The following is a 25,253-nucleotide window of genomic DNA, read 5'->3' as shown; positions in this document are numbered from 1 at the left end:
GCCCCGCTAGCGGGGCTTTGTTTCTAGACAGACTGCGCGCTCGGATCACCGACGAGAGCATCGACCAACCCGCGAAACAGGTCGCATCAGCCCACAGGTCCGCGGCAATTCACCTCGTCACGCTCAAGCCACCCGAAACGCCCCCACCGCGCGACGCAGCCCATCCGCCTGCTCCTCGAGCGACGCGGCCGCTGCGGCCGCCTGCTCGACGAGCGCCGCGTTCTGCTGCGACACCTGATCCATCTGCGACACCGCGCGGTTCACCTGCTCGATCCCGTCGCGCTGCTCGCTCGATGCGGCCGCGATCTCCGTCATGATGCCCGTCACGCGCCCGATCGCCTGCTGGATGTCCTGCATCGTCGCGCCGGCCGTACCGACGAGCCGCGAGCCGGTCGCGACACGCTCGACCGATTCGCCGATCAGCGTGCGGATTTCCTTCGCCGCGGACGCCGAACGTTGTGCCAGCGTGCGCACCTCGCCCGCGACCACCGCGAAGCCGCGCCCCTGCTCGCCCGCGCGCGCGGCCTCGACCGCCGCATTCAGCGCGAGGATGTTGGTCTGGAACGCGATGCCTTCGATCGTGCCAATGATGTCGGCGACCTTCTGCGAACTGCGGTCGATCTCGTTCATCGTGCCGATCACCTCGCCGACGACCGTCGCGCCGCGCGTCGCGATCTCGCTCGCGCTGTCCGCGCACGCCTGCGCCTCGAGCGCGTGGTCCGCGTTCTGCTTCACGGTGGCCGTCAGCTGCTCCATGCTCGCGGCCGTCTCCTGCAGCGCCGACGCCTGCTCCTCGGTGCGCTGCGACAGGTCGGTGTTGCCGGCCGCGATCTGGTGCGTCGCCGTCGAGATCGCTTCGGAACCCTGGCTCACCTGACGCACCGTATCCGCGAGGCTGCGCTGCATGCCGGTCACGCCGTTGACCAGTTCGGCCATCTCGTCGCGCGACGACCAGTGCACTTCCGACGTGAGATCACCGTCCGACAGCCGGCGAAAATGCGACAGCAGGCGATTCACCGGTTGCGTGATCGCGAAATGCAGGCCGATCGCGCAACCGAGGCACGCGGCAAGCCCAAACGCGATGCCCGCGATCGCGCCCATGCGCATCCAGCCGTAATAGGTTTGCGCGGTGTCGTACACGTCCTTGCCGCGCGCGGCCTGGTACGCATCGAGCGCGTCGGTCGCCTGCGTGAGCGCGACCGACAGCGGCGGCGCGACCGTCATCAGCAACCGGTCGGCTTCGTCGCGCCGCCCTTCGCGAATCGCATCGATCATCGGCTTCAGCGCCTGTCCGATCAGCGCCTGGCGCGCGGCATCGAGGCGACTCGCGAGCGGGCCTTCGTCGTCGCCGTGCGGCATCGCCGCGTAGTTGCGCCACGCCGTATCGGCCTTCGACAAATAACCCTCGGCCTTCTTGACGAGCTCGGGCACCTCCGCCGCTTCCGGATGCAGCAGCGCGCGGTCGAGCGTGGTGCGCACGATCGTCAGGTTCAGGCTCGCCGCGGACAGCGCGGTCTTCGCGGCCAGTTGCCGCGTGTAAGCCTCGTCGAGGGCGCGGTTCGAGCTCTGCATGCCCGCGAGGCCGATCAGCCCCGACACGACGAGCAGCGCGGCGACGAGGCCGAGCGTGGAGAAAATCCGCGTACGGATCGAGAAACGGGAAAACAGGGCGTTCAGGTTCATGACGGCACGTGAGCGATGAAAAATGCCGCGGCAATCGGTCCGCGGCCCTCTGTATTACGGTTTGCCTGCAAAAAACTTGAGTCCGTCCCTGCATCGAGGCTGACCGTGGTCAATTTTCCGGGCGGGCAACCTCCTGTTACGACTGCAACATATCGAGGCTGGGCAGAAATTGACTAGTCAATCATCAATGGCTATATTTCGATCCAATTCCCTGCCATGGCAGATATCTCGATGACAATGGACACTTTCCTCACCCGGCCCGCCGCCGACGCGGCCCGCCGCGACGCGCCGAGCGGGCTGATCGTCGCCGCGCTGCTGCTCGTCATGCTGCTGTCCGCGCTCGACCAGACGATCGTGTCGACCGCACTGCCGACGATCGTCGGCGAACTCGGCGGGCTCGACCAGTTGTCCTGGGTCGTCACCGCATACCTGCTGTCGTCCACCGTCGTGCTGCCGCTGTACGGCAAGCTCGGCGACCTGTACGGCCGCAAGATCGTGCTGCAGGCCGCGATCGTGCTGTTCCTCGCCGGCTCCGCGCTGTGCGGCGTCGCGCAGGACATGACGCAGCTGATCGTGCTGCGCGCGCTGCAGGGGCTCGGCGGCGGCGGCCTGATGGTCGTCACGATGGCCGCGATCGGCGATCTGGTTCCGCCCGATCGCCGGGCGCGCTACCAGGGGATGTTCGGCGGCGTCTACGGCCTCGCGACGATCGTCGGCCCGCTGCTCGGCGGCTTCCTGGTCGAGCATCTTTCATGGCGCTGGATCTTCACGATCAACCTGCCGCTCGGCCTGCTCGCGCTCGCGGTGATCGGCACCGCGTTCCGGCCGCACACCGCGCACGTGAAGCACCGGATGGACTATATGGGCGCCGCGTTCCTCGCGACCGCCCTCACCTGCGTGATCCTGTTCACGAGCGAAGGCGGCTCGCTGCTGCCGTGGACGTCGCCGCAGCTGTGGATGACGCTCGTGCTCGGCCTCGTCGCGATCGGCGGCTTCATTTATGAGGAACGCATCGCGGCCGAACCGATCATGCCGCTCGAGCTGTTCCGTCATCGCACCTTCGTGCCAGTCAGCCTGATCGGCTTCGTGGTCGGCATCGCGCTGTTCGGCTCGGTGACGTTCATCCCGCTCTACCTGCAGGTCGTGAAAGGCTCGACGCCGTCGCAGGCCGGCATGCAGCTGCTGCCGATGATGGGCGGGATGCTCGTCACGTCGATCGTCAGCGGGCGGCTGATCTCGCGGCTCGGCTCGTACCGGCCGTTTCCGATCGCGGGGACGCTGACCGGCGGCATCGCGATGGCGTTGCTGTCGACGCTGACGCTCGATACGCCGCTGCATACGATGTACGCGTACATGGCGCTGCTCGGGATCGGGCTCGGAATGGTGATGCCCGTGCTGACGCTCGCCGTGCAGAACACCGTCGAATTCCGGCATATGGGCGTGGCGACGTCGGGCGCGACGCTGTTCCGGTCGATCGGCGGCTCGCTCGGCGTCGCCGGGTTCGGTGCGCTGTTCTCGCACGGGCTGCAGTCGCGAATGATGCACGCGCTGCCGGCCGGCACCGAGCTGCCGCCCGCGCTCGGCCCGGCCGCCGTGCGCCAGTTGCCGGATGCCGTGCGCGACGCGTACCTGCACGCGTTCGCCGGTTCGCTGCACGTCGTGTATCTGGTGGCTGCGGCGATCATCGCGATCGCGTTCGTGTTCGCATGGTTCGTCGAGGATGCGCCGCTGCGCAAGCATCACTGAGCGGCCGGCGGAGCGCGACGCGCTCCATCCGCACCCGCCGTCACGCCAGCAGCACGACCCCGCCCGTCGTCGCGCGCGACTCCAGCAACCGGTGCGCATCGGCCGCCTGTTCGAGCGGCAGCCGCGCGCCGATCTCGACGTGCATCCCGCCCGCCAGCCGGTCGAGCGTCGCACGCGCGGCGTCCCGATACGCGCCGACGTCGCGCGCGATGAAACCGAGCACGCTCGGCCGCGCCAGCGCGATCGAACGGGCCGGCCCGAGTTCGTCGAGATCGAACGTCTGCCGCGCGCCGATCGCCGCCACCTGCCCGATGCTCGCGACCATCCCGAACGGCCGCACCGCCCCGAGCGTGCGGGTCAGCACGTCGCCGCCGATTCCGTCGATCGCGTAGTCGACGCCCGCACCGCCGCCGAACGCACGCGCGGCCGCGACGAAATCCTCCTCGCGATAATCGACCACCGCTTCGGCGCCGTGCATGCGCACGAGCGCGGCTTTCGCGGCCGATCCGACGGTACCGATCACGCGCGCGCCGAGCGCACGCGCCCACTGCGTCGCCAGCAGCCCGACGCCGCCGGCCGCCGCATGCACGAGCACCGTATCGCCGGCGCCGACCCGCCGGACGCGATGCAGCAGCATGTAGACGGTGATCCCCTTCAGCAGCCCGGCCGCGGCGGCTTCGTCGCTCAGCCCGCCGGGAATCGGCAGCACGCGCTCGGCCGGCATCGTGCGCAGGCTCGCATAGCTGCCGGTCGGCATGCCGGCATACGCGACGCGCTGACCGGGCACGAGCGCCGTCACGCCCGGCCCGACCGCGTCGATCACGCCGGCCGCCTCGACGCCGAGCGCGTCCGGCAGCGCGGGCAACGCGTGCGCACCCGTCCTGAAATAGATGTCGACGAAGTTCACGCCGATCGCGGTCTGGCGAATCCGCACTTCGCCGGCGCCGGGCGGCGCGACGGGCGCATCGACGCGGCGCAGCACGCCGGCGTCGCCGTAACGGTCGATCCCGATCCGGATGGCGTTGGCTGTTTGGATCATGACGTTCCTCGCTATCGAATGAAGTGACACGATCATCCCATCGTGCATAATCGAACGGAATTCACGTTGAGCGCCCACCTACTGTGCAAAATTCGACCGATTACGATTCTGCCGCGACGCCCGCGCTGCCGATGAGTTGGGACGACATCCGCTACTTCCTTGCGGTGATGCGCGGCGGCAGCCTGTCGGCCGCGGCGCGGGCGCTGCAGGTCCAGCACTCGACGGTCGCGCGGCGCATCGACGCGCTCGAGTCGGCGCTCGGGATCCGGTTGTTCGACCGGCTGCCGCGCGGCTGGCCGCCGACCGACGAAGGGCTGCACCTCGCCGAGCACGCCGCGCGCCTCGAAGCCGACGCGCATGCGTTCGCGCGTGCGGCACAGGGCGCGGCCGCGCTCGACGGCGTCGTGCGCGTATCGGCGTCGCCGGTGTTCGCCAGCCATTTCCTCGCACCGCGCCTGGCCCGTGCACAGCGCGCATGGCCGGCGCTGCGGATCGACCTGATGGGCGAGATGCACGCGGCGAACCTGTATGCACGCGAAGCCGATCTCGCGGTGCGGCTGTCGCGGCCGAGCGAGCCGGGGCTCACCGCGCGCCGGCTCGGCACGATGCGCTTCGCGCTGTGCGCGACGCCGGAATGGGCGAACGCGACGCCCGACAGCTGGCCGTTCATCGGCTACGACGATGCGCTCGCGCAAACGCCGCAGCAGCAATGGCTCGAACGCTTCGCGGCCGGGCGTCGCTTTGCGTTCATCGCCAACGACCTCGCCGCGCAGCATCGCGCCTGCGCAGCCGGGGCCGGTGTCGCGCTGCTGCCGCGGTTTCTCGTCGACGATCCGGCCGCGCACGCCGGCGCGCCGCTCGTCGAACTCGCGAACGCGCCGCGCTGCGACATCGAGCGCGAGATCTGGCTCGTCGTTCACCCGGACGTACGCCGGTCGCCGCGCGTGCAGCGCGTCGCCGACGCGATCGCCGATGCGGTTCATGCGGCGGACGGACGGCTGTAAGCCGCCGAAACCGCAAACGGGCTTTGCCACGCGCGTCGACGGCCGGCATAGTAGCGTTTTGACTTCAGGCCCTGCCGCCATGTCCACCGCCACCGCCTGCGTCGTGCGCGACGCGACCGACGCCGACCTCGACGCGATCCACGCGATCTATGCGCACCACGTTCACCACAGCGTCGCGTCGTTCGAGGAAACGCCGCCCGACGCCGCCGAACTGCGCGCACGCCGCGACGCGGTGCTGAACCACGGGCTGCCGTATCTCGTCGCCGAATGCGACGGCCGCGTGGCAGGCTACGCGTACGCGACGCCGTACCGCACGCGCAGCGCGTACCGCTTCACGATCGAGGATTCGATCTACATCGACGACACGCAGCGCGGGCGCGGCATCGGCCGCGCGCTGCTCGAGGCGCTGATCGCGCGCTGCGAAGGCGGCCCGTGGCGGCAGATGATCGCGGTGATCGCCGACGGCGGCACCGGCGGCTCGACGTCGCTGCATCGCGCGTTCGGCTTCGAACCGGCCGGCCTGCTGAAAGCGGTCGGTTTCAAGCACGGCCGCTGGATCGACACGGCGCTGATGCAGCGCCCGCTCGGCGACGGCGCGAACACGCGCCCCGCCTCGCCCGAGCCTGCCGCGGCGCGCTAAAATCACCGCATGTCAAAACAGACTCATTCCACGCCCGACGAGGCCGCGCCGGATTCCCGCAACGAGTACACGGTCGACGAACTCGCGCGCGTGTCCGACACCACCGTGCGCAACGTCCGCGCGTACCAGGATCGCGGGCTGCTTGCGCCGCCGGAGAAACGCGGACGCGTCGGCATCTACGACGACACGCACGTCGCGCGCCTGAAGCTGATCAACCATCTGCTCGCGCGCGGTTACACGCTGTCGAACATCCAGGACTTGATCAAGGCGATCGACGAAGGCCACGACCTGCGCTCGATCCTCGGCCTCGAAAACGCGATCGGCGGCCGCTGGTCGCACGAGCTGCCGAAAACCTATTCGCTCGCGCAACTCGCTCAGATGTTCGGCCCGCAAGCGACCACGCAACTGTCGCGCGTGACCGAGCTCGGGCTGCTCGAACGGCGCGGCCTGTCGTTCGTCGCGAAAAGCCCCGCGCTGCTCGAGGCGGCGGCCGCGATGACGAAGGAAGGGATTCCGCCGCGCGAGCTGCTCGACGTGATCAGCCTCGCGCGGCCGCATTTCGACGCGATCGCGCGGCTGCTCGTCGATCTCGTCGTGAAGCGGCTCGACCGCTACGACGCCGGCACGCTGCCGCCGGCCACCGACGTGCCCGAACTGGTCGACGCGATCTGGCGGCTGCGCCCGCTCGCGGCCGTGTTCGTCGAAGGCGAGACGAACCGCGCGCTCGAAACCGCGGCCGGCGCGTATCTCGGCGGCCGGGTCGCGACGATCCTCGACAAGAAGCTCAGCGACGAAGCGGCGCGGCAGTCCGGTACGAGCGATACGCAAGGCGACGGCGACAACGGATAGGCGCGCGGCCGTCATGCAGGCGTCGGCTTGTCGCCGCGACGCGTGCGTAGTCGGTTCGCGGCAGCGCCGACGGCCATTGCCGGTCGCAACCGCGGTCCGCATGGGTCGGCGAATGGCCAGGCGCGCCGCTCGGCGCGCATTCCAGCCGGACGGCGTCGCATCGCTCCCCGCACGGTAACCCCGCGTGCCGCGACACAGTTACAAGTTATCGGTTGACGCAAGCCCGCCCGGCGGTTAGTGTACGCATCGAAGTCCAAGAAGTCCGATTGCTGTTCATCAATTGCTCGCTCCTCCCCAGCGGTATTCGTTGTCCTCTCCCTCCTTGACGCTTCACGCGCTCTTCAACAGAGCAAATCTCTATTTTTTTCTCAAGGAATCTTCATGGATACCGGTATCGTCAAGTGGTTCAACGACAGCAAAGGCTTTGGTTTCATCACGCCGGACAACGGCGGCGACGACCTGTTCGCTCACTTCTCGGAAATTCGTGCCGACGGCTTCAAGACGCTGGCTGAAAACCAAAAAGTGAGCTTCGAAACGAAGCAGGGCCCGAAGGGTCTGCAAGCGGCCAACATCAAGCCGCTGTAAAGTTTGAAGGGCCCGGCGTCCGTCGACGGACGCCGGGTCGCAGCGACATCCCCACGGAGCTTCGTCTCCTAAAGTTGGCGCGATCGGCTTGAGCTGCCTTTGTTCAGTGAGCAGCTTGCCAGGCGCCACACGTCTCGTTGCACTTCATCCCCCCCTCCGGCCGCAACGCCTTATTTTTCGCTTTCCGACTGCGTCAGATTCCGCTCGCAATGGCGTTGAATCGGCATACCCGTGCGCATTTCGCACGGCACGCGCGCACTCGATCATCATTAAAATTAAAATGCACAACCAACGAATTCAACAGTACAACGGCTATGCCGTCCAACCCTCGGCGCATCGCCTGCCCGACGGGAGCTTTTCATCCAACCTGCTGCTCGAACGCGCCGATAGCACGCGCGACGAAGGCCGCTACCAGTTCTATTCGCTCGACTACTTCGCGAGCGAAGCGCAGGCGATCGCGCATTCGGCACGCTGGGCACGCAACTGGGTCGATACGCGCGGTTAAAGGCCACGCTACTGTCGATATCAGCAGACGGTCATAAAAAGCCGGCGGGCAACGTGCCCACCGGCTTTTTGCATGACACGCCCGTTCACCTGTTTCGCCGCATTCCGGCACGACGGAGTCGTCCGATCCGGCAGGCCACGACGCCAAAGCATAGGGCGGCCGCCGTCATATCCATATCGGCAATGCTTCGTTTGCGGGCGCGATCGCCCATGCGACGATTCTTCCAACCGAGCGGCGCCCGCCGCTCCCCGAAGATGCCTCGCATGGAGTTCGTTCGATGATTCGTTTCACCCGCTGGATCACCCGCGCCGCCGCCGTCTCGCTCGTTGCGCTGTCCGCCGCGTCGGCATTCGCGCAAGGCGGCACCGACAAAATCGTGCGCATCGGTTATCAAAAGGCCGGCCTGCTGTCGATCGTCAAGGCGCAGGGCGCGCTCGAAGCGCGACTCAAGCCGCTCGGCTATGACGTTCAATGGTTCGAATTCCCGGCCGGCCCGCAACTGCTCGAAGCACTGAACGCGAACAGCATCGACTTCGGCTACACCGGCGCGCCGCCACCCGTGTTCGCGCAGGCGGCCGGCGTGCAGTTCGTCTATGTCGGCGCGGAACCGCCGGCGCCGCACAACGAAGCGGTATTCGTGAAGAGCGATTCGCCGATCCGGACGGTGGCCGGCCTGCGCGGCAAGAAGGTCGCGCTGCAGAAAGGCTCGAGTGCGAACTACCTGCTGCTCGAGGCGCTGAAGAAAGCCGGCGTGCGCTATGACGAAATCCATCCCGTGTATCTCGCGCCGGCCGACGCGCGCGCCGCGTTCGAAAGCGGCAATGTCGATGCGTGGGCCGTGTGGGATCCGTACTACGCGGCCGCGCAGAACGCGCTGAAGGTGCGCACGCTGTCCGATTACGCGGGGCTCGCGGCGACCAACAATTTCTACGAGGCGACGCGGCGTTTCGCGCAACAGCATCCCGACGTGGTCGGCGCGATCCTGAAACAGGCGCGCGAAACCGGCCAGTGGGTCAACGGGCATCCGGCCGACACGGCCGCGCTGCTTGCACCGAAGGTCGGGTTGCCCGAGGCACTCGTCGAAACATGGATCAAGCGGGTGCCGTTCGGTGCGGTGCCGATCGATGAGCGCATCGTCGCCGCGCAGCAGGGTGTTGCCGATGCGTTCTATGCGGCGAAGCTCATTCCGCAGAAGCTGAGCGTGGCCGACAACGCATGGGTCGACAAAACCGTGGCGAGTGCGCTGGCGGCGAAGTAACGCTCGCGGCCCCATCCATCAGCAGGCCGGCCGGGCGCGATGCCCCACCGGCCGCTTTCGTGTCCCGAGCGGCACGCGCTCAACGCAGCGCCCCCGCCACCTTCTTCTGCCGCCACAAACACAGCAGATCGCACGCCACATGCGCAGCCGCGATCGCCGTGATGTCCGCGTGATCGTACGCGGGCGCGACTTCCACCACATCCGCTCCGACCAGATTCACCGCGCCGAGCGAGCGCACGATCGCCAGCGCCTGTGCGGACGACAATCCGCCCGCGACCGGCGTCCCCGTCCCCGGCGCGAACGCCGGATCGAGGCAATCGATATCGAACGTCAGATACGCAGGCCGCGCGCCGACGATCTCGACGATCCGCTCGACCGCCGCTCGCGGACCATGGTCATGCACCCACGCGGCATCGAGCCGCTCGATCCCGAGAAAGTCGTCGTTCCACGTACGGATGCCGACCTGCACCGACGTCGCGGGATCGATCAGTCCTTCCTTTACCGCCTTGTAGAACATCGTCCCGTGATTGAGGCTGTCCGGATCGTCGTCGGCCCACGTATCGCAGTGCGCGTCGAAATGGATCAGCGACAGCGGCTTGCCGTAGCGCTCCGCGTGCGCGACCAGCAGCGGATGCGTGATGTAGTGGTCGCCGCCGAGCGTCAGCATCTTCGCGCCCGAGCTCAGGATCGTGCGCGCATGCTCGACGATCGCCGGCTTGATCGACAGCGGGTTGTGCGCATCGAACCAGCAGTCGCCGTAGTCGACGGCCGCGAGATCGTCGAACGGATCGAAGCCCCACGGATACGGATTGAGCTCCGCGAGCTGCACGCTCGCCGCGCGGATCGCGGCCGGCCCGAGCCGCGCACCGGAGCGATAGGTCGTCGCGAGGTCGAGCGGCACGCCGGAGATCGCGACGTCGACGCCGTCGAGCGCGCGCGCGTAGTTGCGGCGCATGAACGACAGCACGCCCGCGTAGGTGTTTTCGATCGACGAGCCGTACGGCGTCGTGCGACGGATCGCGCCGTCGCCGTGGAGAAGTTCGGTCATGGTCGGACCTGTTTTCGTGATGGCCGGACCGCCCCGCTTCGACTGAGCGCGCGGGCCGGGCACGGCGGGGATTCATCGGGCATGTACCGGCTCGCGCATCCAGTCGCGAAGCAAGGCGGGACATCGACAACGACAACGGTAATACCGCGGCGATCGTAGCAAGCCGAATCGGAACCGTTGCCCCGGTTCAGCCGGGGCAACGCGCGAAAAAAGTCCGGTGGCGGCGTCGCCCGCGGTCGCCGTCGTTTCCTAGAAGGGTTCGCCGGTTTTCGCGCACCCGTTCTTCCGGATAATGGCCAGCAGCCACGCGGTGAACGGCCCATCGTCCACCGCGGACAACAACAAACCGGAGACACCCGCCTTGATCGCCACGCTTCCCGCCACCTACCGCCGGCTCTGGCCGCTCGCCATCGCGGCGGCGCTGCTGTACGGGCTGTCGCTCGCCGCCGCGCCCTATCCGGGCCAGGCCGCCGCGAAGGCCGCGATGGGCATCCTGCTGCTCGCGGCGGGCGGCACCTGCGGCGCGCCGCGCGAACGCGCGTGGCTGTGCGCGGCACTCGCGACGGCCGTGCTCGGGGACGTGCTGCTCGCGCTGCCCGACTGGCCGCTGTCGTTCGTGTTCGGCCTCGGCGCGTTCCTGCTCACGCACCTGTGTTATTGCGCGATTTTCTTCCGGTGGCGCGCGCGGCCGCGTGGCTGGCGCATCGTTGCGCTCGTCGGGCTGTGGATCGCCGCGCCGGCGTTCTACGTGGCGTTCTTCCCGCACCTCGCCGAGCTGCTGGCGCCGGTCGCCGGCTATATGCTCGTGCTGTGCGCGATGGCGAGCTTCGCGCTCGCCGCCCGCACGCGCGGCCCGCTGGTCGCGATCGGCAGCCTGATCTTCGTCGGCTCGGACACGCTGATCGGCGTCGGCCGGTTCCTCGGCGGTTTTCCGGGCATCGACTATCTGATCTGGGGCCTTTATGCGCTCGCGCAGGTCACGATCGTGGCCGGGGTTTTCCATGAGACGGCCGCTCGATCGATCCGTCCCTGATATCGTTTCAAACAGGCCGCCGCGCGCCGGCGGCTTGATCGCCAGCGCCTCCCGCCCTGCCGACGGCCTTTTCCGCGCATCCCGCATGGCGGAAACGGGGCCGTTCCAAACCCCGCTCAGCCTTTCCCCGCTTGATTTCCTGCCCTTAGAGCGTCGCTTCTAGCCTCTTGCGGTTTCCGGGTTCACCCACTATCGTTACATCAACCAATGTAACATTAAAAAATGAGCCAGATCGGAGACACCCGGATGAATGCTCGCACGTTGCCTTTCGGTCCACCCGGCCCTGACGGCCGGGATGAAGCCATCGACATCGCCATCATCGGCACCGGCTTCGCCGGCCTCGGGATGGCGATCCGCCTGAAACAAACCGGCGTGACCGACTTCGTCGTCCTCGAGAAGGCCGCGTCGGTCGGCGGCACGTGGCGCGACAATCATTACCCCGGGTGTGCATGCGACGTGCAATCGCACGTCTATTCGTTCTCGTTCGCGCCGAACCCGCGCTGGACCCGCATGTTCGCGCCGCAGCCGGAGATCCGCGCGTATCTGGAAGACTGCGTGCAGCGCTTCGGCGTCGGCCCGCACCTGCGGCTGAATCACGAGTTGCAGCGCGCCGAGTACGACGAAGCCGCGCAACGCTGGCGCCTCACGTTCGCGAACGGCAAGCGGCTGTCGGCACGCGTGCTGGTGTCCGGGATGGGCGGGCTGTCGCGCGCCGCACTGCCGGCGATTCCCGGTGTCGAGACCTTCAAGGGCCGCGCATTCCATTCGCAACAGTGGGATCACGACTACCCGCTCGAAGGCAAGCGCGTCGCGGTGATCGGCACCGGCGCGAGCGCGATCCAGTTCGTGCCGCAGATCGCGCCGCGCGTGAAGTCGCTCGCGCTGTTCCAGCGCACGCCGCCGTGGATCATGCCGAAGCCCGACCGCAACCTGACCGGCGTCGAGAAATGGCTGTTCCGCACGCTGCCGTTCACGCAGAAGGTCGTGCGCAGCGGCATCTACTGGATGCTCGAATCGCGCGTGCTCGGCTTCGCGATCCATCCGTCGCTGATGAAGAACGTGCAGAAGCTCGCGCTGCGTCACATCCGCAAGCAGATTCCCGATCCGGCACTGCGCAAGGCCGTCACGCCGAACTACACGCTCGGCTGCAAGCGCGTGCTGATCTCGAACGACTACTACCCGGCGCTGTCGCGCAAGAACGTCGACGTGATCACGACCGGCATCGATCGCATCGAAGCCGACGCGGTCGTGACGACCGACGGCAAGCGTCATGAAGTCGACTGCCTGATCTACGGCACCGGCTTCCAGGTGGCCGACCCGTATCCGCGCGGCGCGATCATCGGCCGCGGCGGCCTCGACATCGTCGATGCGTGGCGCGACGGCGCGCACGCGTATCTCGGCACGACGCTGCCCGGCTACCCGAACTTCTTCATGATCGTCGGCCCGAACACGGGCCTCGGCCACAACTCGATGGTGTTCATGATCGAGTCGCAGATCGAATACATCCTCGGCGCGCTGCAGGCGATGCGCCGCGAGCGCGCGGAGGCGATCGAGGTACGCCCGCTCGTCGAAGCGCAGTACAACGACGACCTGCAGGACAAGCTGAAGAAGGCGATCTGGTCGACGGGCGGCTGCAAGAGCTGGTACCTCGACCCGCGCACCGGCAAGAACACGACGCTGTGGCCGGGCTTCACGTGGCGCTTCCGCCAGGCCACCGGGCAGTTCTCGATCGCCGATTACCACGCGTATCGCGCACCGCACGACACGACCGCGCGGCCCGCCGCCGCGCCGGCCGCTTCCCCTTCCACGTCCGCCGAAGCGGCCTGAGCCAGACAAGGAGCCATCGACATGAGAGATTTCGCCAACAAGGTCGCCGCGATCACGGGTGCCGGCTCGGGCATGGGCCGCGCACTCGCGATCCAGCTCGCGCAGGCCGGCTGCCACGTGTCGCTCGCCGACAAGAACGGCGTCGGCCTCGCCGAAACCGAACGAATCGTCGGTGCGATCGCGCCGAACGTGCGCGTATCGACGCGCGTGCTCGACGTCGGCGATCGCGACGCGATGTTCGCGTGGGCCAACGACACCGCGCAGGAGCACGGCAAGGTCAACCTGATCTTCAACAACGCGGGCGTCGCGCTGTCGAGCACGATCGAAGGGATGGACTACAGCGATCTCGAGTGGATCGTAAACATCAACTTCTGGGGCGTCGTGCACGGCACGAAGGCGTTCCTGCCGCACCTGAAGGCATCGGGCGACGGCCACGTGATCAACACGTCGAGCATCTTCGGGATCTTCGCGCAGCCGGGCATGAGCGGCTACAACGCAACCAAGTTCGCGGTGCGCGGCTTCACCGAATCGCTGCGCCAGGAACTCGACATGATGAAGTGCGGCGTGTCGGCCACCTGCGTGCATCCGGGCGGCATCCGCACGAACATCGCGCAGTCGAGCCGCGTCGCGAAGAACATGGTCGGCTTCATCGTCGAGAGCGAACAGCAAGGCAAGGACAGCTTCGAGAAGTTCTTCATCACGACCGCCGACGACGCCGCGCGCACGATCCTCGCCGGCGTGCGCAAGAACAAGCGCCGCGTGCTGATCGGCCGCGACGCGAAGGGCGCGGACTGGATGGCGCGCCTCCTGCCGGCCGCGTACCAGGCGCTCGTCGTGCTCGCGACGCGCCGCGAGGCCGCGAAAGCCCGCCGTGCCGCACGCGGCGCGCCGGCACCGGCACCGGTGCACGCCACCTACAACAATGCAGGCAATCAGGGAGAACAATCATGACGACACCGAACATGATGCCCGTGCGGCGCGACATCCGTTTCGCGCTGCCGCCCGAACGCGCGAAGGACTGGCATGTGCAGGGCGTGCCGGTCACGCACTTCATGAATGCGCTGTCGCTGCTGTTCCCGGCCGGCGAACGCTTCTTCATGGATTCGGTGCGCAACTACCGCGACCGGATCGAGGATCCCGAGCTGAAGAAGCAGGTCATCGGCTTCATTGGGCAGGAAGCGATGCACACGCGCGAGCACATCGAATACAACGATCTGCTGCAGGCGTCAGGCCTGCCCGCGCACAAGCTCGACAAGCGTCTGTGGACGATCCTCGGCTGGTTCAAGAAGGTGCTGCCGCACTCGATGCAGCTGGCGATCACGATCGCGCTCGAACACTACACGGCGATCCTCGCGAACCAGTTGCTGTCGGGCCACGAGCACCGGATCGACGGCTCGGTCGAGGGCTACCAGCAGATGTGGATGTGGCACGCGATGGAGGAAACCGAGCACAAGGCGGTGTCCTACGACGTGTGGCGCACCGTGATGAAGCCGGGCCTCGGCAGCTACCTGCTGCGCACCGGCACGATGCTGACGACGACGGTATTCTTCTGGGCGATCGTGTTCGACTTCCACGTGCGGCTGATGCGCGCGCACCGTCGCGAACACGGCAAGTTCGACGGCATGTGGCGCCTCGTGAAGTATCTGTACAGCCCGAAGAACGGCGTGTTCCCGAGCATCGCGCGCGAATGGCTCGACTACTTCCGCCCGGGCTTCCACCCGTGGGATCACGACAACCATCAGTACCTGCAGGAGCTCGACACGCTGCTCGACAACATCGACGCGACCAACGCGCGCTATGCGGCGCAAGCCGCCCCGCGCCGCGTGCCGCTGCATTCGGTAGCGCAGGCATGACGCGATGGCGCGCGCTCACGAGATGCTGACCGTCCGGTCCGGCGACGTGAAACTCGCCGTCTACGTCAGCGGGTCGCGTCGCGCGCCGCCGCTGATCCTCGTGCATGGCTACCCGGACTCGGCGACCGTGTGGGCGCCGATCCGCGCGCGGCTCGCGAAGCGCTACCGCGTGATCGCGTACGACGTGCGCGGCGCCGGCGCATCCGATGCGCCGCGCCGCCGTGCCGACTACACGCTCGAACGGCTCGCCGACGACCTGAAAGCGGTGGCCGACGCGACCTGCGGCGGCCGGCCGTTCCACCTGGTCGGCCACGACTGGGGCTCGATCCAGTGCTGGGAGGCCGTGACCGACCCCGCGTTCCGCGGCCGCATCGCGTCGTACACGTCGATCTCCGGCCCGTGTCTCGATCACGTGTTCCGCGCGAAGATGCGGCTCCGGCAGAGCCTGAAATCCTGGTACATCGCGTTCTTCCATCTGCCGCTCGTGCCGTCGCTGGTATGGCGGCTCGGCGGCGCCGCGCTGTGGCCGCGCTGGCTGCAGCTCACCGAACGCGTGCGCGCCGAGCGCGATCCCGTGCAACTGAAGAACGCGCTGAACGGGATGCGGATGTACCGCGCGAACTTCCTTGCCCGGGCCCGCAAGCCGCGTGAGCGGTACGCGCAGGCGCCGGTGCAGATTCTCGTTCCGCTGCGCGACCGCTACGTGACGCCCGAGATGTCGGTCGACCTCGACCGCTGGCTCGGCGAGCACGTGCGCGAGGAAATCGACGGCACGCACTGGATCGTGCTGCGCCATCCGGACATGATCGCGTCGCGGATCGACCGGTTCGCGGCCGCGCATGAACGGCCCGCGGTTGCCGCCGCGTCGGCAGCGGCGGCACCGGCCACGCGAACGGGAGCCGCGGATCAGCGCAACGGCGGCAGTCGCTTGAACAGCGTTTCGTAGTCGATCACGAGCCCGTCGTCGTCGATGTCCATCTCCGCGGTGAAATTCCGGAAGATCCCTTCGTAGCGGTAGCGGCGGCCCGGTTCGATGCACGCATAAGCCTGCTTGACCGGCGTGACCTTCAGATCCGGCGTCGAGATGTACGCGACGTCGATCGGCCGCCGCTCGCCGCGCGCGAGCCCGAGGCGGCCGATCGGCAGCGAATTCGTGAACGGCGTCGCGGCGATGTCGATATCGATGCAGCCGTCGAGCTCGTGCAGTTCTCGGCCTGAGCCGTCACGCCAGTGCCCGGCCCCGTCGCCACGCAGTTCGAGCGTGCCGCCGCCCATCACCTTGAGCACCGCGTAGGTCACGCGCCATTGCAGATCGCATTCGACGCGATACGCGAGCCCGTACGCGCGGCCATACCGCTGGCCGACCACCGCGCTTTCGACGACGATGCCGGATTCACTCCGGTCGAACGTCAGATGTTCGATTCCGTCGCCTTCGAGCGACGCCCAACGTACTTCGCGCATCGTTCCACCTCCTTGGTATCCCGCGTCGGGGCATCGTCACACAAATCGTCGCTATCCGGAATGCCGCCGTCGATTGAGTCCAGCTCGGCGACCCGGTCGCTAGAGCGTTGAAACTGACGCGCATGGGTCCCCCCTCGGCAACCCCGCGTGCACGCGAAAGCAATAGCGATGGCGCAAATTTGATATCGAATCGCCGGAATCTCGCGAAAACGCTAACAAAACATCCCGAGTACGCGCACCGCACCTCGCGATGCCCCGCTTCAGGGCATCGACCACAAATCCTGACTATCCAGCATTCCCTATTCCGGTGCATCGCAGCGTGTCCTATGCTCACGACTCATCCTGTTCCGCCGCGATCATGCCTACTGCCCGCCCCGCTTCGCCGTCGATCGACCTGCGCACCCTGCTGCGCGGCATCGGGCAGATCGTGCTGCAGGCGAATGCGCTCACCGGGTCGCTGCTGCTCGCCGCGCTCGCGCTGAACGACCTGCGGCTCGCATGCGCGGCGCTGGTCGGCTCCGCCGCCGCCAGCATGACGGCCGTGCTGACCGGCGCCGAACGCCGCGACGTCGAACAGGGGCTGCACGGCTTCAACGGCGCGCTCGCGGCGCTGATCGCCGTATTGTTCGCGCCCCATCAACTCGCCGCCGTCGCGCTGGTGCCGCTGGTCGCGATCGGCGCGGCGCTCGTGCAACGCGCGATGCGGGCGTCGCTCGCCCGCTGGCGCCAGTGCCCGTATTCGAGCCCGTGCCTGGTCGTCACCGCGCTGTGGCTGCCGTTTGTCGCGTTGCAGCATGCGGACGGCGCGACCGCCGCCCCGGTGCCGACGCTCGCTTCCGCAACCGACGCGCTGTTGTCGGGCGTTGCTCAGACCACCTTCGCACAAGGCGCATGGGCCGGCGCGCTGGTCGTCGCCGCCCTCGCCGTCGCGTCACGCCGCGCGGCCGCGTTCGCGCTCGGCGGCGCGATCGCGTCGACCGTGCTGCTGACCGCGCTCGGCGCAAGCGACGCGTCGTTCGCCGGCGGCCTGCTCGGCTTCAACGGCGCGCTCGCCGCACTCGCGCTGATGTCGCGCGGGCCGCGTGCGGCGCTCGCGGCCGCCGCACTCGCCGCGCTGATCCAGTGGCTCGCGATGCGCGCGGGCATCCCGGTGTTTACAGCCCCGTTCGCGCTCGCGGCGTGGGTGACCGTAGTCGTCGCGCGCCGCCTCACCCTCGGAGCACCCGATGTCATTCGCACACCGTCCTGACGCCGTGAAGCCCGGCGGTCCGATCTCCGACGCCGAACGCAGGCTGCGCGTCGACCTCGCCGCCGCGTACCGGCTCGTCGCGCTGAACGGCTGGGACGACCTGATCTACACGCATCTATCCGCGACCGTGCCCGGCGAGCCCGGCCACTTCCTGATCAACCCGTTCGGCCTCACGTTCGACGAGGTACGCGCATCGAACCTCGTGAAGATCGACCTCGCCGGCAACCGGATCGGCGACAGCGAGCACGCGGTCAACGTGACCGGCTTTGCACTGCATGCGGCCGTGCACGCCGCGCGCGCCGATGCCGTCTGCGTGATGCACCTGCACAATACGGCCGGCATCGCCGTGTCGATCCAGCGCGACGGGCTGTTGCCGGCGTCGCAGCACGCGTTGCGCTTTCACGGCGATCTTGCGTACCACGACTACGAAGCGCTCGCGTTCTCGCCGGCCGAAGGCGCACGTCTGACCGCGAACCTCGGCGCGAAATCCGCGATGCTGCTGCGCAACCACGGCACGCTGACGGTCGGCCGGACCGTCGCCGAAGCGTACGTGCTGATGGATACGCTGATCAAGGCGTGCGACATCCAGGTGCGCGCGCAAGCAGGCGGCGGGCCGCTCGTGCTGCCGGAGCCGGCCATCGCCGAGCGCACCGCCGAACAGTTGCGCGACGGCGGCGCGATCGAAGGCGAACTGGAATGGCCGGCGCTGCTGCGCCGGCTCGACCGGATCGATCCGTCATATCGCGACTGACCGCGCATCCGCACCCGACCGAATCGTCCATCGTCAATCGTTCAATCCCAACCGGAGCCTGTGTCATGCCGACTTTCAATATCCTGCTGTTCGAAGGCCGCACCGTCGAGCAGAAGCGCGCATTCGTCGAAGCAATCACGCGTGTCACGTGCGACACGCTCGGCTGCACGCCGGGCTCGGTCGACATCATCCTGACCGACGTGAAGAAGGAGAACTGGGCGACGGCAGGGAAGCTGTGGAGCGACGAGCGCTGAGCACCGACGGCGGCGTCGCGTCGGCGCCGTCCGCTCTGTGCTGAGCCCTGCACTGAGCCCTGCACCGCAGCGCCTGCGACGCGTGCTGCACGCCGGCGCCTCCACTCGCCTCCGTTGTGCGCCCGCACATCGCTTTGTCACGCAATCGGCGCATAATGCCGGACAGACGCAGCAGCCAATGGCCACCCGACGGAGACCGCCATGGAAGCGAAGAACGAGGAAGTCGTCGCACACCTGCTCTCCGATGTCGTCGAATTCGCGCGCGCTCGTCTGCCCGACGCCACGTTCCGGATCGTCGAACCCTTCCTGCGTCATTACTACGATTTCGTCGATGCCGACGATCTGCAGAGCCGCGGCATCGCCGACCTGTACGGCGCCGCGATGGCGCACTGGCAGACCGCCCAGAAATTCGTGCCCGGCAGCGAACGCCTGCGCGTGTACAACCCGATTCTCGAACAGCACGGCTGGCATTCCGACCACACGGTGATCGAGATCGTCAACGACGACATGCCGTTCCTGGTCGACTCGGTGACGATGGCCATCAACCGTCTCGGGCTCGCGCTGCACTCGGCGCTGCATCCGGTGTTCCGCATCTGGCGCGGCGCCGGCGGCGGCATCGAGCGCGTCGACGCGGGCGGTGCGACGTCCGGCGACGGCCAGTCGCAACTCGCGTCGTTCATCCATTTCGAAGTCGACCGCTGCGGCGACGCCGCGCTGCTCGACACGCTGCGCGAGGACATCGCGCGCGTGCTCGGCGACGTGCGCGCGTCGGTCGAGGACTGGCCGAAGATCGTCGACATCGCCCGCGCGACGATCAAGGAGATGAAGGCGCGCGAGTCGACCGCGGAGGACATCGAGGCGCGCGCGTTCCTCGAATGGATGGCCGCCGATCACTTCACGTTCCTCGGTCAGCGCGACTACGCGCTCGTATCGGACGGCACGGGCTTCGGCCTGCGCGGCATCGAGGGCTCGGGCTTCGGGATCCTGCGCGAATCGCTGCGCACGTCCGGCGCCGCCGACGTGACGCCGCTGCCGCCGGCCGCCGCCGACATCATCACCGGCGCCTGGCCGATCTTCGTGACCAAGGCGAATTCGCGCGCGACGGTGCACCGGCCCGGCTACCTCGACTACGTCGGCGTGAAACTCGTCGGCGCCGACGGCAAGGTCACCGGCGAGCGCCGCTTCATCGGGCTCTACACGTCGACCGCCTATTTCGGTTCGTACACCGAGATTCCGATCGTGCGCCGCAAGTGCGCGAACATCGTGCGGCGCGCGGGCTTTTTGCCGAAAGGGCATCTCGGCAAGTCGCTCGTGACGGTGCTCGAAACCTATCCGCGCGACGAACTGTTCCAGGCCGACGAAGACCGGCTCTACGACATCGCGCTCGGCATCCTGCGCCTGCAGGAACACCAGCGCACGCGACTGTTCGTGCGGCGCGACCGGTTCGACCGCTTCGTGTCGTGCCTCGTGTTCGTGCCGCGCGACAAGTACAACACCGACCTGCGCCGCCGCATCGCGAAGCTGCTGGTCGACGCGTACAACGGCGTGAACGTCGAATTCACGCCGCTGCTGTCGGAATCGGCGCTCGCCCGCATTCACTTCGTCGTGCATGCGGAACCGGGCACGATGCCCGACGTCGACACGCGCGAACTCGAAACGCGGCTCGTGCAGGTCACGCGCCGCTGGCAGGACGATCTCGCCGACGCGCTGCTCGACGCATTCGGCGAAGAACAAGGCAACCGCCTGCTGCAGCGCTATGCCGATTCATTCCCGGCAGGCTATCGCGACGACTATCCGGCGCGCACGGCCGTGCGCGACATCGAGCTGATCGAGCGCGTGAAGGACTCGGGCCAGCTCGCGATGAACCTGTACCGGCCGATCGAGGCCGAGCCGCGCGCGTTCCGCTTCAAGGTGTATCGCGCGGGCGACCCGATCGCGCTGTCGCGCAGCCTGCCGATGCTCGAACATCTCGGCGTGCGCGTCGACGAGGAGCGGCCGTACCGGATCCAGACGCAGGACGCCGCGCACGCGTGGGTACACGATTTCGGGCTGGAACTCGCCGACGATACCGAGTTCGACATCGAGCGCGTGAAAGGCCTGTTCGAAGATGCGTTCGACCGGATCTGGAGCGGCCGGATCGAGAACGACGACTTCAACCGCCTCGTGCTGCGCGCGCACCTGAGCGCGCGCGAGGTCACGATCCTGCGCGCGTATGCGAAATATCTGCGGCAGGTCGGCTCGACCTTCAGCGACGCGTATATCGAACGCGCGCTGACCGGCAATCCGGCGATCGCGCGGCAACTCGTCGAGCTGTTCCTGCTGCGCTTCGATCCGCGCATCGGCGACACGCGCGACGTGCAGGCCGAACGGCTGCTGAAGGCGATCGAAGGCGCGCTCGACCAGGTGCCGAACCTCGACGAGGATCGCATCCTGCGCCAGTTCCTCGGCGTGATCAACGCGACCGAGCGCACGAACTACTTCCTCGCGGACGCGAACGGCGAATCGAAGCCGTACCTGTCGTTCAAGTTCAATCCGGCGAAGGTGCCCGGCCTGCCCGAACCGAAGCCGATGTTCGAGATCTGGGTGTATTCGCCGCGCGTCGAGGGCGTGCACCTGCGCGGCGGGCGCGTCGCGCGCGGCGGGCTGCGCTGGTCGGATCGCCGCGAGGATTTCCGCACCGAGGTGCTCGGGCTGATGAAGGCACAGATGGTGAAGAACGTCGTGATCGTGCCGGTCGGCTCGAAAGGCGGCTTCGTCGTGAAGAACCCGCCGCCGCAGAGCGATCGCGAAGCGTGGATGCGCGAAGGCATCGCGTGCTACCAGACGTTCCTGCGCGGGCTGCTCGACCTCACCGACAACCTCGCCGGCAACGCGATCGTGCCGCCGCCCGACGTGGTGCGCCACGACGCCGACGATCCGTATCTGGTCGTCGCCGCCGACAAGGGCACGGCCACCTTCTCCGACTATGCGAACGCGATCTCGCACGAATACGGCTTCTGGCTCGACGACGCGTTCGCGTCCGGCGGCTCGGTCGGCTACGACCACAAGAAGATGGCGATCACCGCGCGCGGCGCGTGGGAATCGGTGAAGCGGCACTTCCGCGAGATGGGCGTCGACACGCAGGCGACCGATTTCACCGTGGTCGGCGTCGGCGACATGTCGGGCGACGTGTTCGGCAACGGGATGCTGCTGTCGCCGCATATCCGACTCGTCGCCGCGTTCGATCACCGGCACGTGTTCCTCGACCCGAACCCCGACCCGGCAACGAGCTTCGCGGAGCGCCAGCGGATGTTCGCGCTCGAACGCTCGAGCTGGGCCGACTACGATACGTCGGTGATTTCGCCGGGCGGCGGCGTGTATCCGCGCACCGCGAAGACGATCCCGCTGTCGCCGGCCGTGCAGTCCGCGCTCGGCATCGACGCGCACGCGCTGCCGCCCACCGAGCTGATCCGCGCGATCCTGCAGGCGCCGGTCGACCTGCTGTACAACGGCGGCATCGGCACCTACGTGAAGGCCGCGCGCGAAACGCACACGCAAGTCGGCGACCGCGCGAACGACGCGGTGCGCGTGAACGGCGCGGACCTGCGCTGCAAGGTCGTCGGCGAAGGCGGCAATCTCGGCTGCACGCAGTTCGGCCGCATCGAATTCGCGCAGCGCGGCGGCCGCATCAATACCGACGCGATCGACAACTCGGCCGGCGTCGATTGTTCGGATCACGAAGTCAACATCAAGATCCTGCTCGGGCTCGTGGTGTCCGACGGCGAGATGACCGAGAAGCAGCGCAACGCGCTGCTCGCCGAGATGACCGACGAAGTCGGGCTGCTCGTGCTGCGCGACAACTACTACCAGACGCAGGCGCTGTCGATCGCCGGCCGCTATGCGGTCGAACTGCTCGACGCCGAGGCGCGCCTGATGCGCTGGCTCGAGCGCGCGGGCCGCCTGAACCGCGTGATCGAGTTCCTGCCGACCGACGACGAAGTCGCCGAGCGGCAGGCCGCGAAGCTCGGCCTCACGTCGCCGGAGCGCGCGGTGCTGCTCGCGTACAGCAAGATGTGGCTCTACGACGCGCTGCTCGAATCCGACGTGCCCGAGGATCCGCTGGTGGCCGCGATGCTCGTCGACTACTTCCCGAAGCCGCTGCAACAGCGCTTCAGCGAGCCGATGCGCCGCCATCCGCTGCGCCGCGAGATTCTCGCGACGCATCTGACGAACGCGCTCGTGAACCGCGTCGGCTGCGCGTTCGTGCACCGGCTGATGGAGGAAACCGACGCGCAGCCCGGCGACATCGTGCGCGCATGCATCATGGCGCGCGACGTGTTCGACCTCGATGCGGTGTGGCGCGATATCGACGCGCTCGACAATCGCGTCGCCGACGACGTGCAGGCGCGCATGTTCGTCGACGTCGCGCGGCTGCTGGAGCGCGCGGCGCTGTGGTTCCTGCGGCATCTGCAGTCCGGCGCGGTGGCCGACGGCGGCGTCGCCGGATTGATCGCGCGCTGCCGCGACGCGGTGCAGCGCATCGCGCCGCAACTGCCGTCGCTGCTGCCGGCCGACGATCTGGAAGCGCTGTCCGAGCGGCAGCGCGTGCTGGTCGACGCCGGCGTCGACAGCGCGCTCGCGGTACGCGTCGCGAGCGGCGACATCTCGGCCGCGCTGCTCGACATCGCCGAAGTGGCGGCGACCTGCAATCGCAGCCTCGAACTCGTCGCCGGTGTCTATTTCTCGCTCGGCACGCTGCTCAATTACGGGTGGATCGGCGAACGCGCGGCGAACCTGCCGACGCCGACGCACTGGGACATGCTCGCGCGCGCCGCCGCGCTCGCGGAAGTCGCGCGGCTCAAGCGCACGCTCGCGACGAGCGCGCTCGCGGAATCGCCGGATTCGACCACGCCGGACACGATCGTCGGCGCGTGGCGCGTGCGCCGCGAGGCCGCGCTCGCGCGTTACGAGCACCTGCTCGCGGATCTGCGCGCATCCGGCGGCACGAGCCTCGCGGTGCTGCTCGTGGTCGTGCGGGAAATGGCCGTGCTCGAACGCGCGTGACGAAGGCGACGGGTCAGACCGTCGCGACGAGCAATTCTTCCGCGCGGTTCGGCGGCCGCAGGCCGTCCGTGCGATCGACGAAATAACGGCGCGTCAGCTCGGCGGCCGACACGTGTTCGGCCTTCGCAAAACCGGCCTCCCGTGCAAGCGCCTGGATCTGTTCCGGCAGGAAGAAGCTGATGAACGGCGTGCCGCTCGCGCGCGCGCCCTTCGCGGCCATTTCCAGCCCGGGGCGCACGTCCGGATCCGCATTTTCCAGCGGCAGCAGGAACGTCATCGCGAACGTCGAACCGGGCGCGAGCGACGCGACTTCGCGCAGCGCGGCCGCATTCGCTTCGCGCGTCAGGTACATGCTGACGCCGGTGGACACCACGACCGCCGGCTGGCCCGCATCGAAGCCCGCGCCGACGAGCGCGTCGCGCCACGACTGCTCCGCCTCGAAATCGACCGGCACGAAACGCAGCCAGTCGGGCACGCCGAAGCCGAGTTCGGCCAGGCGGCGCTGCTTCCAGCGTTGCGGCGCCGGCGGGTCGACTTCGAACACGGTCACGCGCGACGCCATGTCCGGCCGGCGCTGCACGAAGCTGTCGAGCCCCGCGCCGAGGATCACGTACTGGCTCACGCCGCGCGCCGCCTGTTCGGCCACGAGATCCTCGATGAAGCGCGCCCGCGCGACGATCGACGCGCGAAACGGCCGCGTGAACTGCGGATCCATGTCGCCGCGCTGCTGCCAGCCGGGCGCCGGCGCGAGCAATTGCAACCCGATTGCGTCGGCGAGCACGTGCGGCGGCGCGTCGAGTTCGACGTGCAGCGCACGCCACAGCGCGACGCGCGCGGCCGTGCTGTCGGGCGCATCGTCTTCGCGGATAACCGTCATATCGACCTCACGCGAGCTGCTTGCCCGGCGCCTGCAGACGCCACACCCGGCCGTCGGGATCGCGCACGATCATGTCGCGCGTCCCCCAGTGCGTATCCTCGAACGGCGCGACGACATCGACGATCGGCCGCGGCTGCACCGCCTGCTCGTCGGCGACCTTGATCACGACCTGCATGTCGGGCTTTTCGCTCGGCGGCACTTCGGCGATGAACAGGAACGGGCCGTCGCCGCTGCGCAACTGGCCCGACTGGTGATCGGTTTCGAATTCCAGCGTGAAGCCCAGCGCCTGGAAGAACTTCGCCGACTTGCCCCAGTTGTGCGTGGTCAGGTACACGGCTTCGATTCGCTCGGATGACATGTCACTCCTCCTGGTTGGACGGTCCCGCGCCGGGCGGCGGCGCGGCCAGGTACGCGCGCAACGCGTCGGCCACCAGCGCGGACAGCGATTGCTCCGTTTCGATGGCGCGATGCTTGACCTGCCGGATCAGGCCGAGCGGCAGGTACACGTTGAATTGCTTCACTTCTTCGTCGGTCATGGGACTAGTATG

23 protein-coding genes are annotated in these 25,253 nt (G+C 68.0%); 16 read left to right on the top strand and 7 right to left on the bottom strand.

Annotation, left to right across the window (positions count from 1 at the left end; translation table 11 throughout):
* Nucleotides 1–123 precede the first annotated feature (123 nt).
* Entirely contained in the window at nt 124–1,683 is a 1,560-nt protein-coding gene (locus J8I35_RS07375; RefSeq protein ID WP_089489478.1) for a methyl-accepting chemotaxis protein, read from the bottom strand.
* Nucleotides 1,684–1,914: 231 nt separating this feature from the next.
* On the opposite strand from J8I35_RS07375, the gene J8I35_RS07370 reads away from it, so the two are divergent.
* Nucleotides 1,915–3,429 carry an MDR family MFS transporter gene (locus J8I35_RS07370; RefSeq protein ID WP_209924883.1) on the top strand — a complete coding sequence of 505 codons (1,515 nt, stop codon included), beginning with the start codon at nt 1,915–1,917 and terminating at the stop codon, nt 3,427–3,429.
* 40 nt (nt 3,430–3,469) lie between these two features.
* On the opposite strand, the gene J8I35_RS07365 is transcribed toward J8I35_RS07370, so the two are convergent.
* A complete protein-coding gene (locus J8I35_RS07365) occupies nt 3,470–4,468 on the bottom strand; it encodes a quinone oxidoreductase (RefSeq protein WP_050011886.1) in 999 nt (332 codons plus the stop codon).
* 131 nt (nt 4,469–4,599) lie between these two features.
* Here J8I35_RS07365 and J8I35_RS07360 point away from each other — a divergent pair, with 131 nt between their 5' ends.
* The 6 genes from J8I35_RS07360 (at nt 4,600) to J8I35_RS07335 (ending at nt 9,309) form a co-directional block, all read left to right on the top strand.
* A complete protein-coding gene (locus J8I35_RS07360) occupies nt 4,600–5,472 on the top strand; it encodes a LysR family transcriptional regulator (RefSeq protein ID WP_124555009.1) in 873 nt (290 codons plus the stop codon).
* Nucleotides 5,473–5,551: 79 nt separating this feature from the next.
* Nucleotides 5,552–6,112, top strand: coding sequence for a GNAT family N-acetyltransferase (locus tag J8I35_RS07355; RefSeq protein WP_124555010.1), 561 nt, complete (start codon nt 5,552–5,554; stop codon nt 6,110–6,112).
* Between the two features lie 9 nt (nt 6,113–6,121).
* Nucleotides 6,122–6,961, top strand: a complete 840-nt coding sequence (locus J8I35_RS07350; protein ID WP_050011888.1) for a MerR family transcriptional regulator — start codon at nt 6,122–6,124, stop codon at nt 6,959–6,961.
* A gap of 381 nt (nt 6,962–7,342) precedes the next feature.
* Nucleotides 7,343–7,546 carry a cold-shock protein gene (locus J8I35_RS07345; RefSeq protein ID WP_006485974.1) on the top strand — a complete coding sequence of 68 codons (204 nt, stop codon included), beginning with the start codon at nt 7,343–7,345 and terminating at the stop codon, nt 7,544–7,546.
* A 280-nt stretch (nt 7,547–7,826) separates the two neighbouring features.
* Nucleotides 7,827–8,051, top strand: a complete 225-nt coding sequence (locus J8I35_RS07340; RefSeq protein ID WP_050011889.1) for a hypothetical protein — start codon at nt 7,827–7,829, stop codon at nt 8,049–8,051.
* A gap of 277 nt (nt 8,052–8,328) precedes the next feature.
* Nucleotides 8,329–9,309, top strand: coding sequence for a sulfonate ABC transporter substrate-binding protein (locus J8I35_RS07335; RefSeq protein WP_050011890.1), 981 nt, complete (start codon nt 8,329–8,331; stop codon nt 9,307–9,309).
* 79 nt (nt 9,310–9,388) lie between these two features.
* On the opposite strand, the gene speB is transcribed toward J8I35_RS07335, so the two are convergent.
* Entirely contained in the window at nt 9,389–10,357 is a 969-nt protein-coding gene (speB, locus tag J8I35_RS07330) for an agmatinase (protein ID WP_209924882.1), read from the bottom strand.
* A gap of 361 nt (nt 10,358–10,718) precedes the next feature.
* Between speB and J8I35_RS07325 the strand changes: the two genes are divergently transcribed.
* The 5 genes from J8I35_RS07325 (at nt 10,719) to J8I35_RS07305 (ending at nt 16,016) form a co-directional block, all read left to right on the top strand.
* Nucleotides 10,719–11,390 carry a lysoplasmalogenase gene (locus J8I35_RS07325; RefSeq protein WP_209924881.1) on the top strand — a complete coding sequence of 224 codons (672 nt, stop codon included), beginning with the start codon at nt 10,719–10,721 and terminating at the stop codon, nt 11,388–11,390.
* 246 nt (nt 11,391–11,636) lie between these two features.
* Nucleotides 11,637–13,217: an NAD(P)/FAD-dependent oxidoreductase gene (locus J8I35_RS07320; RefSeq protein ID WP_209924880.1), complete on the top strand. Its 1,581-nt coding sequence runs from the start codon at nt 11,637–11,639 to the stop codon at nt 13,215–13,217.
* Between the two features lie 21 nt (nt 13,218–13,238).
* Nucleotides 13,239–14,168: an SDR family oxidoreductase gene (locus tag J8I35_RS07315; protein ID WP_209924879.1), complete on the top strand. Its 930-nt coding sequence runs from the start codon at nt 13,239–13,241 to the stop codon at nt 14,166–14,168.
* Complete coding sequence (locus tag J8I35_RS07310) at nt 14,165–15,070, top strand: metal-dependent hydrolase (RefSeq protein ID WP_124638960.1); 906 nt, start codon at nt 14,165–14,167, stop codon at nt 15,068–15,070. Before J8I35_RS07315 ends, J8I35_RS07310 begins: the two co-directional genes overlap by 4 nt.
* A gap of 4 nt (nt 15,071–15,074) precedes the next feature.
* The gene (locus tag J8I35_RS07305) at nt 15,075–16,016 is read left to right on the top strand and encodes an alpha/beta fold hydrolase (protein WP_209924878.1); all 942 of its coding nucleotides are present in this window, start codon (nt 15,075–15,077) and stop codon (nt 16,014–16,016) included.
* Here J8I35_RS07305 and J8I35_RS07300 read toward each other — a convergent pair.
* Complete coding sequence (locus tag J8I35_RS07300; RefSeq protein WP_209924877.1) at nt 15,977–16,531, bottom strand: putative glycolipid-binding domain-containing protein; 555 nt, start codon at nt 16,529–16,531, stop codon at nt 15,977–15,979. The two genes, J8I35_RS07305 and J8I35_RS07300, sit on opposite strands and share 40 nt — an antisense overlap.
* A 358-nt stretch (nt 16,532–16,889) precedes the next feature.
* Here J8I35_RS07300 and J8I35_RS07295 point away from each other — a divergent pair, with 358 nt between their 5' ends.
* The 4 genes from J8I35_RS07295 to J8I35_RS07280 all read left to right on the top strand — a co-directional run bounded on the left by J8I35_RS07295 (nt 16,890) and on the right by J8I35_RS07280 (nt 23,828).
* Nucleotides 16,890–17,780, top strand: a complete 891-nt coding sequence (locus tag J8I35_RS07295; RefSeq protein WP_209924876.1) for an urea transporter — start codon at nt 16,890–16,892, stop codon at nt 17,778–17,780.
* Nucleotides 17,758–18,531, top strand: a complete 774-nt coding sequence (locus J8I35_RS07290; RefSeq protein WP_050011898.1) for a class II aldolase/adducin family protein — start codon at nt 17,758–17,760, stop codon at nt 18,529–18,531. The genes J8I35_RS07295 and J8I35_RS07290 overlap by 23 nt, the downstream gene beginning before the upstream one ends.
* A 65-nt stretch (nt 18,532–18,596) precedes the next feature.
* Complete coding sequence (locus J8I35_RS07285; RefSeq protein WP_209924875.1) at nt 18,597–18,785, top strand: 4-oxalocrotonate tautomerase; 189 nt, start codon at nt 18,597–18,599, stop codon at nt 18,783–18,785.
* A gap of 201 nt (nt 18,786–18,986) precedes the next feature.
* Nucleotides 18,987–23,828, top strand: coding sequence for an NAD-glutamate dehydrogenase (locus J8I35_RS07280; protein ID WP_209924874.1), 4,842 nt, complete (start codon nt 18,987–18,989; stop codon nt 23,826–23,828).
* Between the two features lie 13 nt (nt 23,829–23,841).
* On the opposite strand, the gene J8I35_RS07275 is transcribed toward J8I35_RS07280, so the two are convergent.
* Genes J8I35_RS07275 through J8I35_RS07265 form a run of 3 tightly spaced genes read right to left on the bottom strand, consistent with a single transcriptional unit; the run spans nt 23,842 to nt 25,241 of the window.
* The gene (locus J8I35_RS07275; RefSeq protein WP_209924873.1) at nt 23,842–24,705 is read right to left on the bottom strand and encodes a class I SAM-dependent methyltransferase; all 864 of its coding nucleotides are present in this window, start codon (nt 24,703–24,705) and stop codon (nt 23,842–23,844) included.
* Between the two features lie 7 nt (nt 24,706–24,712).
* Nucleotides 24,713–25,063 (bottom strand): VOC family protein, encoded by a 351-nt coding sequence (locus tag J8I35_RS07270; RefSeq protein WP_124654379.1) that lies wholly within the window; start codon nt 25,061–25,063, stop codon nt 24,713–24,715.
* A 1-nt stretch (nt 25,064) separates the two neighbouring features.
* The gene (locus J8I35_RS07265) at nt 25,065–25,241 is read right to left on the bottom strand and encodes a ribbon-helix-helix domain-containing protein (protein WP_006478745.1); all 177 of its coding nucleotides are present in this window, start codon (nt 25,239–25,241) and stop codon (nt 25,065–25,067) included.
* Between the last annotated feature and the right edge of the window lie 12 nt (nt 25,242–25,253).

The sequence above is a fragment of the Burkholderia sp. CpTa8-5 genome (assembly GCF_017815045.1).
Taxonomy (GTDB): Bacteria; Pseudomonadota; Gammaproteobacteria; order Burkholderiales; family Burkholderiaceae; genus Burkholderia; species Burkholderia sola.
Note: the sequence above shows the minus strand (reverse complement) of the source record. Positions and strands in the feature narration are given on the sequence as shown.

Coding starts and splice junctions, on each gene's coding strand:
- J8I35_RS07375 (WP_089489478.1), bottom strand. CDS start 1,683: ATGAACCTGAACGCCCTGTTTTCCCGTTTCTCGATCCGTACGCGGATT.
- J8I35_RS07265 (WP_006478745.1), bottom strand. CDS start 25,241: ATGACCGACGAAGAAGTGAAGCAATTCAACGTGTACCTGCCGCTCGGC.
- J8I35_RS07365 (WP_050011886.1), bottom strand. CDS start 4,468: ATGATCCAAACAGCCAACGCCATCCGGATCGGGATCGACCGTTACGGC.
- J8I35_RS07360 (WP_124555009.1), top strand. CDS start 4,600: ATGAGTTGGGACGACATCCGCTACTTCCTTGCGGTGATGCGCGGCGGC.
- J8I35_RS07280 (WP_209924874.1), top strand. CDS start 18,987: ATGGAAGCGAAGAACGAGGAAGTCGTCGCACACCTGCTCTCCGATGTC.
- J8I35_RS07305 (WP_209924878.1), top strand. CDS start 15,075: ATGGCGCGCGCTCACGAGATGCTGACCGTCCGGTCCGGCGACGTGAAA.
- J8I35_RS07290 (WP_050011898.1), top strand. CDS start 17,758: ATGTCATTCGCACACCGTCCTGACGCCGTGAAGCCCGGCGGTCCGATC.
- J8I35_RS07335 (WP_050011890.1), top strand. CDS start 8,329: ATGATTCGTTTCACCCGCTGGATCACCCGCGCCGCCGCCGTCTCGCTC.
- J8I35_RS07370 (WP_209924883.1), top strand. CDS start 1,915: ATGACAATGGACACTTTCCTCACCCGGCCCGCCGCCGACGCGGCCCGC.
- J8I35_RS07285 (WP_209924875.1), top strand. CDS start 18,597: ATGCCGACTTTCAATATCCTGCTGTTCGAAGGCCGCACCGTCGAGCAG.
- J8I35_RS07275 (WP_209924873.1), bottom strand. CDS start 24,705: ATGACGGTTATCCGCGAAGACGATGCGCCCGACAGCACGGCCGCGCGC.
- J8I35_RS07355 (WP_124555010.1), top strand. CDS start 5,552: ATGTCCACCGCCACCGCCTGCGTCGTGCGCGACGCGACCGACGCCGAC.
- J8I35_RS07310 (WP_124638960.1), top strand. CDS start 14,165: ATGACGACACCGAACATGATGCCCGTGCGGCGCGACATCCGTTTCGCG.
- J8I35_RS07315 (WP_209924879.1), top strand. CDS start 13,239: ATGAGAGATTTCGCCAACAAGGTCGCCGCGATCACGGGTGCCGGCTCG.
- speB (WP_209924882.1), bottom strand. CDS start 10,357: ATGACCGAACTTCTCCACGGCGACGGCGCGATCCGTCGCACGACGCCG.
- J8I35_RS07340 (WP_050011889.1), top strand. CDS start 7,827: ATGCACAACCAACGAATTCAACAGTACAACGGCTATGCCGTCCAACCC.
- J8I35_RS07320 (WP_209924880.1), top strand. CDS start 11,637: ATGAATGCTCGCACGTTGCCTTTCGGTCCACCCGGCCCTGACGGCCGG.
- J8I35_RS07350 (WP_050011888.1), top strand. CDS start 6,122: ATGTCAAAACAGACTCATTCCACGCCCGACGAGGCCGCGCCGGATTCC.
- J8I35_RS07345 (WP_006485974.1), top strand. CDS start 7,343: ATGGATACCGGTATCGTCAAGTGGTTCAACGACAGCAAAGGCTTTGGT.
- J8I35_RS07295 (WP_209924876.1), top strand. CDS start 16,890: ATGCCTACTGCCCGCCCCGCTTCGCCGTCGATCGACCTGCGCACCCTG.
- J8I35_RS07300 (WP_209924877.1), bottom strand. CDS start 16,531: ATGCGCGAAGTACGTTGGGCGTCGCTCGAAGGCGACGGAATCGAACAT.
- J8I35_RS07270 (WP_124654379.1), bottom strand. CDS start 25,063: ATGTCATCCGAGCGAATCGAAGCCGTGTACCTGACCACGCACAACTGG.